11 protein-coding genes are annotated in these 11,797 nt (G+C 62.4%); 9 read left to right on the forward strand and 2 right to left on the reverse strand.

What is annotated here, in order from left to right; genetic code table 11:
- Window positions 1–132: 132 nt before the first annotated feature.
- Window positions 133–3,342: a ribonuclease E gene (gene rne / locus OO306_RS07100; protein WP_265968193.1), complete on the reverse strand. Its 3,210-nt coding sequence runs from the start codon at window positions 3,340–3,342 to the stop codon at window positions 133–135.
- Window positions 3,343–4,142: 800 nt separating this feature from the next.
- Here rne and rluC point away from each other — a divergent pair.
- Genes rluC through sppA form a run of 3 tightly spaced genes read left to right on the forward strand, consistent with a single transcriptional unit; the run spans window position 4,143 to window position 6,775 of the window.
- On the forward strand, window positions 4,143–5,099 hold the full coding sequence (rluC, locus tag OO306_RS07105) for a 23S rRNA pseudouridine(955/2504/2580) synthase RluC (RefSeq protein ID WP_027596073.1): 957 nt from the start codon (window positions 4,143–4,145) through the stop codon (window positions 5,097–5,099).
- A gap of 3 nt (window positions 5,100–5,102) precedes the next feature.
- A complete protein-coding gene (locus OO306_RS07110; protein ID WP_265968194.1) occupies window positions 5,103–5,762 on the forward strand; it encodes an HAD family hydrolase in 660 nt (219 codons plus the stop codon).
- Between the two features lie 23 nt (window positions 5,763–5,785).
- Window positions 5,786–6,775: a signal peptide peptidase SppA gene (gene sppA, locus OO306_RS07115; protein ID WP_027596075.1), complete on the forward strand. Its 990-nt coding sequence runs from the start codon at window positions 5,786–5,788 to the stop codon at window positions 6,773–6,775.
- 224 nt (window positions 6,776–6,999) lie between these two features.
- Here the strand turns inward: sppA and OO306_RS07120 are convergent, their stop codons facing one another.
- The gene (locus OO306_RS07120) at window positions 7,000–7,578 is read right to left on the reverse strand and encodes a nucleoside triphosphate pyrophosphatase (RefSeq protein WP_265968195.1); all 579 of its coding nucleotides are present in this window, start codon (window positions 7,576–7,578) and stop codon (window positions 7,000–7,002) included.
- A 95-nt stretch (window positions 7,579–7,673) separates the two neighbouring features.
- On the opposite strand from OO306_RS07120, the gene OO306_RS07125 reads away from it, so the two are divergent.
- From OO306_RS07125 to acpP, 6 genes are all read left to right on the forward strand, one after another.
- A complete protein-coding gene (locus OO306_RS07125; RefSeq protein WP_027596077.1) occupies window positions 7,674–8,201 on the forward strand; it encodes a YceD family protein in 528 nt (175 codons plus the stop codon).
- 13 nt (window positions 8,202–8,214) lie between these two features.
- Window positions 8,215–8,397 (forward strand): 50S ribosomal protein L32, encoded by a 183-nt coding sequence (gene rpmF, locus OO306_RS07130; RefSeq protein ID WP_003247154.1) that lies wholly within the window; start codon window positions 8,215–8,217, stop codon window positions 8,395–8,397.
- A gap of 3 nt (window positions 8,398–8,400) precedes the next feature.
- Complete coding sequence (plsX, locus tag OO306_RS07135) at window positions 8,401–9,411, forward strand: phosphate acyltransferase PlsX (RefSeq protein WP_099430112.1); 1,011 nt, start codon at window positions 8,401–8,403, stop codon at window positions 9,409–9,411.
- 126 nt (window positions 9,412–9,537) lie between these two features.
- Window positions 9,538–10,476 (forward strand): ACP S-malonyltransferase, encoded by a 939-nt coding sequence (gene fabD, locus OO306_RS07140; protein ID WP_265968196.1) that lies wholly within the window; start codon window positions 9,538–9,540, stop codon window positions 10,474–10,476.
- A gap of 15 nt (window positions 10,477–10,491) precedes the next feature.
- Window positions 10,492–11,232 carry a 3-oxoacyl-ACP reductase FabG gene (fabG, locus tag OO306_RS07145; RefSeq protein ID WP_265968197.1) on the forward strand — a complete coding sequence of 247 codons (741 nt, stop codon included), beginning with the start codon at window positions 10,492–10,494 and terminating at the stop codon, window positions 11,230–11,232.
- A gap of 204 nt (window positions 11,233–11,436) precedes the next feature.
- Window positions 11,437–11,673, forward strand: coding sequence for an acyl carrier protein (acpP, locus tag OO306_RS07150; protein ID WP_008096410.1), 237 nt, complete (start codon window positions 11,437–11,439; stop codon window positions 11,671–11,673).
- Window positions 11,674–11,797: the final 124 nt, after the last annotated feature.

Genomic DNA, 11,797 nt, shown 5'->3' on the forward strand with positions numbered 1-11,797 from the left:
TTGGTGTTTACACTGGCCTCTTCGCAGCACAAGGCTGCTCCTACCTGTTTCGGGTTGAGGCCTGAATAGAGGCAAGCAAGAAAAAGCCCCGCCAGTTCGCACTGGCGGGGCTTTTTCATTCAGCCTTGGCTATCAGCCGTGATGAGGTTTGTGCTCATCAGCGGTTTCCAGGGCAGTTTCCTGCGTCGATGCAGCAGCTTCTTGCGCAGCTTTGGCAGCAGCCTCGGCTTCACGCTTGCGGCGACGCACTTCACGTGGGTCGTTAGGCGCGCGGCCGTTTGCCAGCATCACAGTGGCGGTTTCGACCGCCGCAGGTGCTTCGACCGGTGCAGGCTCTACCGCAACTGGAGCAGGCTCAACGACCACTTCAGGCTGGGCTTCGGCAAGCGGAGCAGGTGCTTCGATGACCGGTGCTTGCTCGATGAAGGCCGGGGCCTTTTCGATTTCACCGGCTTCGACCGCTGCAGCTTCCGCTGGGGCTTCGGCAACCACTGCAGGTTCGGCCGCAGGGGCTTCTTCCACGACCGGCTGTGGCGCAACTTCAACCACAGGTTCGGCAGTCGCTTCCACTACTACGGGTTCGCTGACAGGTTGTTCGACCACCGGAGCAATGGCGACTTCCTCGGCCTGTGCAACGGCTTCGACCTGCTCGGCGGGCTTGGCGACTTCGCGGGTGTCGGTTTCGGCGACTTCAGCGGTGGCGCGCTCGGCCTGCTGGTTGGCTTGGGCTTCGGCATCGGCACTGATGCTGCTACTGGCAACAGCCGCGGTCACAGCCAGGCCGGCAGCCAGTTCGGCACCCAGCTCGCTGGCCTGGTGCTGTTGTGGCTGCTCTTCGCTGCCGTCGTCTTCGCTGCCTTCGATCAGCTCACCGTTGGCATTGCGCTGACGCTCGCGACGGTTGCTGCGACGACGCTGGCCGCGGGAACGGCGGCGCGGACGCTCGCCATCGGCGCCTTCCTGCTCGTCTTGCAGCAGCTCTTCGTTCGGCAGTTGCTCTTCGGCAAGCTCTGCAGCCTGCTCGGTGGCTTCTTCGCTGGCACGTGGCTGGCGCTCTTCACGCGGTGGGCGTGGGGCGCGCTCTTCACGTGGGGCGCGTTCTTCGCGAGGGGCACGTTCTTCACGCGGGGCACGCTCTTCACGCGGAGCACGTTCTTCACGTGGCGCGCGCTCTTCGCGAGGGGCACGTTCTTCACGCGGTGCACGCTCTTCGCGTGGGGCGCGCTCTTCACGGGCTACACGCTCTTCGCGTGGCTGGCGCTCTTCACGGGCAGCGGGTGCTGGCGTGGCTTCCAGCGGCTCGCGCAGTTCGCGTACCGGGCGTTCTTCGCGGTTGCCACGACGGTCTTCGCGAGGCTGACGTGGTTGGCGCTCTTCGCGCGGTGCACGTTCTTCACGCGGGGCACGTTCTTCACGTGGTGCGCGTTCTTCGCGAGGCTGACGCTCTTCGCGTGGTGCGCGCTCGGCACGCTCTTCGCGTGGCTTGCGCTCTTCGTCGCGACGGCCGTTACGGTTGCGGGTCTGCTGGCGGCCGTTGCGACGCTCTTCGTTGCGTGGGGTGCGTTCAGCAGCTGGTTTTTCGGCTGTGACGGCCGGTGCGGCGACCGGTTCGTCCTTGCCGGCGAACAGGCTGACCAGCGACTTGACCAGGCCTTTGAACAGGCTTGGCTCTGGGGCGCTTGGCGCTGGGGCTACCGGTGCGGCAGGCTGCTGCGGCTCTTCGACAGTGCTCGGCACCGGCGCGTTGGCGCGGGCCGGGGCAGTCTTCACCGCGGCTTCCTGGCGAACCAGGGTACGGGTGGCGGTCGGCTGCGGCGCTTCTTCGGTTTCGGTGGCAGCGATCTCGTAGCTGGACAGGTTGTTCAGCACTTCAGGGTTGTCGTCGCGCAGGCGCTGGACTTCGAAGTGCGGGGTTTCCAGGTGATCGTTCGGCAGGATGATGATGCGTGCGCGGGTGCGCAGTTCGATCTTGGTGATCGAGTTGCGTTTCTCGTTCAGCAGGAACGCAGCGACCGGGATCGGCACCTGGGCGCGCACTTCGGCAGTGCGGTCCTTCAGCGCTTCTTCCTCGATCAGGCGCAGGATGGCCAGCGACAGCGATTCGACGTCACGGATAATGCCGGTACCCGAGCAGCGTGGGCAGACGATTCCGCTGCTTTCGCCCAGCGATGGGCGCAGGCGCTGACGGGACATTTCCAGCAGGCCGAAGCGCGAGATGCGGCCAACCTGAACGCGGGCGCGGTCGGCCTCAAGGCACTCACGCACACGCTCTTCGACGGCGCGCTGGTTCTTGGCCGGGGTCATGTCGATGAAGTCGATGACGATCAGGCCGCCGATATCACGCAGACGCAGTTGGCGGGCGATTTCTTCGGCCGCTTCCAGGTTGGTCTGCAGGGCGGTTTCCTCGATGTCGCTGCCTTTGGTGGCGCGCGCCGAGTTGATGTCGATGGAGACCAGGGCCTCGGTCGGGTCGATCACGATCGAACCGCCGGACGGCAGGTCGACAACACGCTGGAAGGCGGTCTCGATCTGGCTTTCGATCTGGAAGCGGTTGAACAGCGGGACGCTGTCTTCGTACAGCTTGACCTTGCTGGCGTACTGCGGCATCACCTGGCGGATGAAGGTCAGGGCTTCTTCCTGAGCGTCCATGCTGTCGATCAGCACTTCGCCGATGTCCTGGCGCAGGTAGTCGCGGATGGCGCGGATGATGACGTTGCTTTCCTGGTAGATCAGGAATGGCGCGGCGCGGTCAAGGGAGGCTTCCTTGATGGCGGTCCACAGCTGCAGCAGGTAGTCGAGGTCCCATTGCATTTCTTCGCTGCTGCGGCCAAGGCCGGCAGTGCGCACGATCAGGCCCATGTCGCCCGGCACGGTCAGGCCGTTCAGGGCTTCGCGCAGCTCGTTGCGCTCTTCGCCTTCGATGCGGCGGGAGATGCCGCCAGCGCGTGGGTTGTTGGGCATCAGCACCAGGTAGCGGCCGGCCAGGCTGATGAAGGTGGTGAGGGCGGCGCCTTTGTTGCCGCGCTCTTCCTTCTCGACCTGGACGATGACTTCCTGGCCTTCGCTGAGGACGTCCTTGATGTTGACGCGGCCTTCGGGGGCCTTCTTGAAGTACTCGCGGGAGATTTCTTTCAGCGGCAGGAAGCCGTGACGTTCGGAGCCGAAGTCGACGAAGGCGGCTTCGAGGCTAGGTTCGATGCGGGTGATCTTGCCTTTGTAGATGTTGGCCTTTTTCTGCTCACGGGCGCCGGACTCGATGTCCAGGTCGTAGAGGCGTTGGCCGTCCACCAGGGCTACACGCAACTCTTCGGGTTGAGTTGCGTTAATCAGCATTCTTTTCATGTTGTACCGTCGGTTTCCGGGCTGCCGGAAACGGCGTTCGGCACACACGACGTCTCATGGTCGGTGCCAAGGTGCGCAAAGGGTGGCGGGCCACCCCCGTGTCGAGCGACGTTCGGCACCAGCCGGTTGCCCAGCCTGCCGTTGTCACGACGACGCGTCCTGTTTGCTGCGGTGCCTACCAGGCCCTTGTGGCTTTCGAATAGGTATCCGAATCAACCCAGCGGGCCAAGTGCACTCAGTCAGGAGGAGGAATCAACCTTCAGCCGTGGACGCCCGGAGGCATCTGTTTCAGGACCTTATCCGCTCGCCGCCCATGTCAGTGGGCCGGTGGCCGGACGCGGTGCTACACGGTCCGAGGGCTGTGCATCTCCACCCTGCACGTATCCCTGATAATTCGGGTGCTGCCGCGCGCTGAATCCGCAACGGGTTGCATTTTTCGCCAGCGCGGGTTCCGCGCTGGCGCCATTCATGTCCAAGGCAGGTATTTCCGAAGCATTCGCCGTGCGTTGCGTGGAAGCGACGAGGCGGGCAGAGGTGCAGCGAAAAGAATCGGGTAAGCAGGTGAAACACCGCACTTGTCGTTTTTTTTCGGTCTTCTCTACACAGCGCTGGTGGCGATTCCAGGCAATTCGGTAAACTGGCGAAAACCCCGTAGGACGGCCTCGCGTCCTGGAGAATTGCGAAGGTCAGGGACCGGCGAAGAGCCTGGTGCCGCTGGCCTGCCGCTTTTGGCGGCGTTCGCGACTATAGCAGCAATGATTAAGTGCTTCAATTCCATAAAAAATTGTTATGATCCCTTGATGACGACCAATACCCCTCCGACTTCCGGCGTTCAGCTGATCGAAGTCGCGCCGGAGCTTGCCGGCCAACGCATCGACAATTTCCTCATCACGGCCCTCAAGGGCGTGCCCAAGACGCTTGTCTACCGCATCCTGCGCAAGGGTGAAGTGCGGGTCAACAAGGGGCGGGTCAAGCCTGAGTACAAGATTCAGGCTGGCGATATCGTGCGGGTGCCGCCCGTCCGCTTGCCCGAGCGTGATGCGCCTGCGCCGGTGGCGCAAGGCCTGTTGCAGCGCCTGGAAGCGGCGATTGTCTATGAAGACAAAGCGCTGATCGTGATGAACAAGCCGGCCGGTATCGCCGTGCATGGCGGCAGTGGCCTGAGCTTCGGTGTGATCGAGGCGCTGCGCCAACTGCGCCCGGACGCCAAGGAGCTTGAACTGGTGCACCGCCTGGACCGCGACACGTCCGGCCTGCTGATGATCGCCAAGAAGCGCAGCATGCTGCGCCACCTGCATGCCGCGTTGCGTGGCGACGGTGTCGACAAGCGCTACATGGCCTTGGTGCGCGGCCATTGGCCGACCGCCAAGAAGCAGGTCAACGCACCGTTGCTCAAGAGCAACCTGCGTTCTGGCGAGCGTATGGTCGAGGTCAATGACGAGGGCAAGGAAGCGCTGACCCTGTTCCGCGTGCTGCGCCGTTTTGGCGAGTTCGCGACCATTGTCGAGGCGCGCCCGATCACCGGTCGTACTCACCAGATTCGTGTGCACACCTTGCATGCCGGGCACATGATCGCAGGCGACAGCAAGTACGGCGATGAAGACTTCAGCCGCGAAATCCGCGAGCTGGGCGGCAAGCGCTTGTTCCTGCATGCCTACGCCCTGACTGTGCCGCTGCCTGATGGCGGTGAGCTCAAGCTCGAGGCGCCGGTGGATGAGGTGTGGGCTAAGACGGTTGAGCGTTTGAGTGCGTCCTGATCTATGAAAAAGCCGTATGAACTGCTGATTTTCGACTGGGATGGCACCCTGGCCGATTCCATTGGCCGCATCGTCGAGGCCATGAATGCCGCCGCTGAGCGTGCCGGTGAGGCGCCAAGCCACGAAGAGGCGGTCAAGGGCATCATCGGCTTGGCCCTGGGTGAGGCGATCCATACCCTGTACCCGCACCTGACGCCGGCAGCGCTCGAGCGCTTCCGGCAGCATTATGCCGACATCTACATGGCGCTCGATCAGCAGCCCTCGCCGTTGTTCGAGGGCGTGGTCGAATCGCTGGATGCCTTCCGTGCCGAGGGTTACCGCCTGGCGGTGGCGACCGGCAAGGCGCGTCGCGGACTGGATCGGGTGCTCAAGGCCAATGGCTGGGAGCAGTACTTCGACATCACCCGTGCTGCCGACGAGACCCGTGGCAAGCCGCACCCGCTGATGCTCGAGGAAATTCTCGGCCATTGTGGTGTCGAACCAGGACGTGCGCTGATGGTTGGCGATTCGGCGTTCGACCTGCAGATGGCCAGCAATGCTGGCATGCATTCGGTGGCTGTCGGGTATGGCGCAATGTCGTTGCAGGCATTGGCCGAATTCGGCCCGCAGCTGTGCATCGATCATTTTTCCCAGTTGCGTGAGTGGCTGGGCCGTTCCGCGTAATTTCACGCCCAAGGCAGGTAAGCATGGCAGACGAATGGAAAGCCCCTGAGTCCGAACCCGAGGAGCGCGAAGAGCGCAAGAGTTGGAAACTGTTGGAGAAGACCCTGCTGGCGGGCGTCCAGGAGCAGCGTCGCGCACGGCGCTGGGGGATCTTCTTCAAGCTGCTGACCTTCGTCTACCTGTTCGGCATGCTGGTGCTGTTCACGCCGCTGATGGACATGGACAAGGCGGCTTCGCGCAGTGCCAGCCATACAGCGCTGATCGAAGTGCGAGGCGTGATCGCCGACCAGGAGGCTGCCAGTGCCGATAACCTCGTCAAGAGCCTGCGTGAGGCGTTCAAGGACGCCAAGACCAAGGCGGTGGTGCTGCGCATCAACAGCCCAGGCGGCAGCCCGGTGCAGGCGGGTTATGTCTATGACGAGATTCGTCGCCTGCGTGCCGAATACCCGGCCATCAAGCTGTATGCGGTAATTACCGACCTGGGCGCTTCCGGTGCTTACTACATTGCCAGTGCGGCGGACGAGATCTATGCCGACAAGGCTAGCCTGGTCGGCTCCATCGGGGTGACGGCAGCGGGTTACGGGTTTGTCGGGTCGATGGAGAAGCTTGGGGTCGAACGACGCACGTACACTGCAGGCGAGCACAAGGCCTTCCTGGACCCGTTCTCGCCAGAAAAGCCGGAAGAGCGGGCGTTCTGGCAGGGTGTGCTGAACACCACGCACCAGCAGTTCATCGCCATGGTCAAGCAGGGGCGGGGTGACCGCCTGAAAGACAAAGAGCACCCGGAGCTGTTCAGTGGCCTGATCTGGACCGGCGAGCAGGCCAAGGCGCTGGGGCTGGTGGATGGCCTGGGCAGTGCCAGCTATGTCGCGCGGGAGATTGTCGGCGAAAAGGAGTTGGTGGATTTCACGGTCGAGGAATCGCCGTTTGATCGCTTCTCGAAGCGGCTGGGCGCCAGCGTGGCGGAGCATCTGGCGATGTATATGGGGTTCCAGGGGCCGTCGTTGCGCTGAAGGTTCGCCTTCGCTGTTTTGGTGCCTGATCGAGCGCCGCCCGCGCGGCGCTTCGCAGCGCAAGGCTGCTCCTGCATGGCATGAATCGATATTGAGGCGGGTGCCAGAAGGGTCGCGCGCAAATGCCCCAGGAATAATTGGCCCGAAACAACTGTAGGAGCAGCCTTGTGCTGCGAAGCGCCGCCCGCGCGGCGCTCGATCTCACAGGCGCCACAAGGTTGAGCCTAAGGTATCTCCACCCCTTCCTTCATCAGCATATCCACCAGCCGAATTAGCGGCAGCCCCACCAGGCTGGTCGCATCGCACCCGTGCGTGCTTTGGAACAGGCTCACCCCCAGTCCCTCCGCCTTGAAGCTCCCGGCGCAATCCAGTGGCTGCTCTGCCGTTACATAGCGCTCGACCCGTTTGCGGTCCAATTCACGCATGGTGACGGTAAAGGGCACGCAATCGACCTGGCAGTGCCCCGTGGCGCTGTTCAGCAGTGCCAGCCCGGTCAGAAAGGTCACCTGCTGCCCACTCGCCTCCAGCAGTTGCTCGCAGGCGCGGGCGAAGGTGTGTGGCTTGCCCAGGATCTGTTCGCCCAGCACAGCGACCTGATCGGAGCCGATGATCAGGTGCCCAGGGTGGCTGCCCGCCAATGCTTCGGCCTTTTGCCTGGCCAGGCGCCGTACCAGCTCCACGGCAGGCTCGTCACCCAGTCGCTGCTCGTCTATATCGGGGCTTGCGCAGGTGAATGGCAGGCGCAGGCGGGCGAGCAGTTCGCGTCGATAAGGGGAGCTGGAAGCCAGTAATAAGGGAAGCATGATAGACTCCTGGTCAGTTGAACCAATTCTAACATGCAACATGCCGCCTAATTTCCTTTGACAGGTGCGGGGGGCATCCCTAGAATGCTGCGCCTATGTTGAATGACCCGATTCCACCTCACGTTGACCCGCGCAAATTAGCCGATCGTGGCGTAACCCTTAACGGTTCGCTGCAACTCGCTGATTTGGAAAGACTCTGCGACCCGCTTTCCGACAATGTCGGTACGGTGCAGGCGAAGTTAAATTTTGAACGAGATGAACAGCACGTGGTGGTTATCCACAGCGAGCTCGACGTCGAGGTCAAGATGGTTTGCCAGCGTTGTCTTGAGCTGGTCACCCTGCCGATCCACAGCGAATGTACTTACGCTGTGGTGAAGGAGGGTGCGAATACCCAGTCGTTGCCGAAAGGCTATGACGTGCTGGAACTGGGCGAAGATCCATTGGATCTGCAGGCGCTGGTCGAGGAGGAGCTTCTGCTCGCCTTGCCAATCGTGCCTGCTCATCATCCGGAAGAATGCCAGCAGCCGGCGGGCGCAGACGAGCCCGATTCGAGCAAGGACGAGGTATCGCGGTCCAACCCGTTCAGTGTTTTGGCGCAGTTAAAGCGTGACCCAAACGTTTAGGAGTTAATCAATTATGGCTGTTCAGCAGAACAAAAAATCCCGCTCTGCCCGTGACATGCGCCGTTCGCACGACGCTCTGTCGGAAAACGCGCTGTCGGTAGAGAAAACCACCGGTGAAGTTCACCTGCGCCACCACGTATCGCCAGAAGGCGTATACCGTGGTCGCAAAGTGGTCGACAAGGGCGCTGACGAGTAATCCTTGTCCGCTCAGATCATCGCGATCGACGCAATGGGCGGGGACTTCGGTCCCCGCAGCATTGTCCAGGCTAGCATTGCCTGCCTTTCGGCTACTCCCTCGCTGCACCTGACCCTCGTCGGTCAACCCTCCCTCCTTGAAGATCTTGTCAGCGGCCTTGCGGCGGCGGATCGCGCGCGCCTGCAGATTGTCGCGGCCAGCGAGGTGATTGGCATGGACGAGCGGCCATCCCAGGCGTTGCGTGGCAAACCGGATTCGTCGATGCGCATTGCGCTCGAACTGGTGCGTGACGGCAAGGCCCAGGCCTGCGTGAGTGCCGGCAACACCGGGGCGCTGATGGCGTTGTCGCGTTTCGTGCTCAAAACCCTGCCGGGTATCGATCGGCCAGCCATGGTGGCGGCGATCCCGACCCAGGCGGGGTACTGCCAGTTGCTCGACCTGGGCGCCAATGTCGATTGCAGTGCCGAGAACCTCTTCCAGTTCGCCGTGATGGGCTCGGTGGCCGCCCAGGCGCTGGGTGTGCATCGGCCGCGCGTGGCGCTGTTGAATATCGGCACCGAGGACATCAAAGGCAACCAGCAGGTCAAGCTGGCGGCCACCTTGCTGCAGAACGCCCGTGGGCTTAACTATGTGGGCTTCGTCGAAGGCGATGGCCTGTATCGCGGCGAGGCTGACGTGGTGGTGTGTGACGGTTTTGTCGGCAACATCCTGCTCAAATCCAGCGAGGGCCTGGCGACGATGATCGCTGCGCGCATCGAGAAGCTGTTCAAGGGTGGCGTGTTGTCGCGCGCCGCCGGCGCGCTGGCCATGCCATTGCTCAAGCGCCTGCAGGCCGACCTGGCACCGGCGCGGCACAACGGTGCGAGTTTCCTGGGTTTGCAGGGGATCGTCATCAAGAGTCACGGTTCGGCAGGGGTGCAGGGCTTTCAGAGTGCGATTCAGCGGGCGCTGATCGAGATTCAGGAAAACCTGCCGCAGCGGCTGCATGGCCGCCTTGAAGACCTGTTGCCTTAGGCAATTCGCCGATGAAGTGCTTAAATGTGACCGCTTGGTCCGCGTCTCCATCCAAGTTTTCAGATTCCGCGTCAGGCTGATGCCCGGCGCACCCTATCCGACGACAAGATCATAAGGGCTTGTTCAATGTCTGCATCCCTCGCATTCGTCTTTCCCGGTCAAGGTTCCCAGTCGCTCGGCATGCTCAAGGAATTGGGCGCCGAAAAGCCGGTGATCGTTGAGACCTTCAAGGAGGCCTCCGAGGCTCTGGGCTATGACCTGTGGAAGCTGGTCCAGGAAGGCCCGGAAGAACAACTCAACCAAACCGACAAGACCCAGCCGGCCATCCTCACTGCCTCGATCGCCCTGTGGCGCCTGTGGCTGGAAGAGGGCGGCGCGCAGCCGGCGTTCGTTTCCGGGCACAGCTTGGGTGAATACAGCGCCTTGGTTGCCGCTGGCAGCCTCTCGCTCAAAGATGCAGTGAAGCTGGTCAAGCGCCGTGGCGAACTGATGCAGGAGGCCGTGCCTGCCGGTCACGGCGCCATGGCTGCGATTCTCGGCCTGGACGACGCCGTGGTGGTCGATATTTGTGCCAAGGCCGCCGAAGATGAAGTGGTCAGCGCGGTGAACTTCAACTCGCCAGGCCAGGTCGTGATCGCGGGCAACAAGGCTGCCGTGGACCGTGCCATGGCGCTGTGCAAAGAGGCCGGTGCCAAGCGCGCCCTGCCGCTGGCGGTCAGCGTGCCGTCGCACTGCGCCTTGATGAAGCCGGCTGCCGAGCGTTTTGCCGAATCGGTCAACGCCATCGAATGGAAGGCCCCGCAGATCCCGGTGGTGCAGAACGTCACCGCCGCTATCGCCGCCGACCTCGATGCACTCAAGCATGACCTGCTGGCACAGCTTTACCAGCCCGTGCGCTGGGTCGAGTGCGTGCAGACCTTGGCCGCCAATGGCGCGGTCAACCTGGTCGAGTGCGGCCCGGGCAAGGTCCTCGCCGGCCTCAACAAGCGTTGCGCCGACGGTGTCACCACCTACAACCTCAATACCCCTGACGCCGTCGCCGCCACCCATGCGGCGCTGGCCTGAATTGGAGAAGCTTGCATGAGCCTGCAAGGTAAAGTTGCACTGGTCACCGGCGCTAGCCGTGGCATCGGCCAGGCCATTGCCCTCGAACTGGGCCGCCAGGGCGCGACCGTGATCGGCACCGCCACGTCGGCTTCCGGCGCCGAGCGCATTGCCGCCACCCTCAAAGAGCACGGCATCGCCGGCACCGGCATGGAGCTGAACGTGACCAGCGCCGAGTCCGTGGAAGCGGTGCTGGGTGCCATCAGCGCAGAGTTTGGTGCGCCGACCATCCTGGTCAACAACGCCGGCATCACCCGCGACAACCTCATGCTGCGCATGAAGGACGATGAGTGGTTCGACGTGATCGACACCAACCTGAACAGCCTCTACCGTCTGTCCAAGGGCGTGCTGCGCGGCATGACCAAGGCGCGTTGGGGTCGTATCATCAGCATCGGCTCGGTTGTCGGTGCCATGGGCAACGCCGGTCAGGCCAACTACGCGGCGGCCAAGGCCGGCCTCGAAGGCTTCAGCCGCGCCCTGGCGCGTGAAGTGGGCTCGCGTGGTATCACCGTCAACTCGGTGACCCCGGGCTTCATCGACACCGACATGACTCGCGAGCTGCCAGAAGCGCAGCGCGAAGCCCTGCAGACCCAGATTCCGCTGGGCCGCCTGGGCCAGGCCGAGGAAATCGCCAAGGTGGTTTCCTTCCTGGCCTCCGACGGCGCAGCCTATGTAACCGGCGCTACTGTGCCGGTCAACGGCGGGATGTACATGTAACAACTGCAACTCAATGTGACGGATTTCGTAAAAAAAGAGTCATACTGCGAGCCTAAAATCCGTTATAAAGCTGCAACCAGATTCCAGGCAGCGGGTGCGGTGACTAATCCGAAGGTGCGTTTAGCTTGAAAAGCGAACGTCTTTCTATAAAATTGGTCACCGGCCAGCTGCCTGACATATGTCCATTAGGAGTGAAAACTAGGTATGAGCACCATCGAAGAACGCGTCAAGAAAATCGTCGCCGAGCAACTGGGCGTCAAGGAAGAGGAAGTGACCAACGAGAAGTCCTTCGTCGATGACCTGGGTGCCGATTCGCTTGACACCGTTGAGCTGGTGATGGCTCTGGAAGAGGAATTCGAGACCGAGATTCCTGACGAAGAAGCCGAGAAGATCACTACCGTTCAAGCCGCTATCGACTACGTCAACAGCCACAAGGCCTAAGACGCAGTAGTCGACGCTTCTTGTCGGGAAAAACCGCACTGCCTTTGCTGGCGTGCGGTTTTTTCTTTGCGAGCCCCCTGCCTTTAGCTCAAGGGTATCGTTCACCGCGCACCGAGAGCCTGTT

It is taken from the genome of Pseudomonas sp. DCB_AW (assembly GCF_026240895.1).
GTDB classification, from domain to species: Bacteria; Pseudomonadota; Gammaproteobacteria; order Pseudomonadales; family Pseudomonadaceae; genus Aquipseudomonas; species Aquipseudomonas kermanshahensis.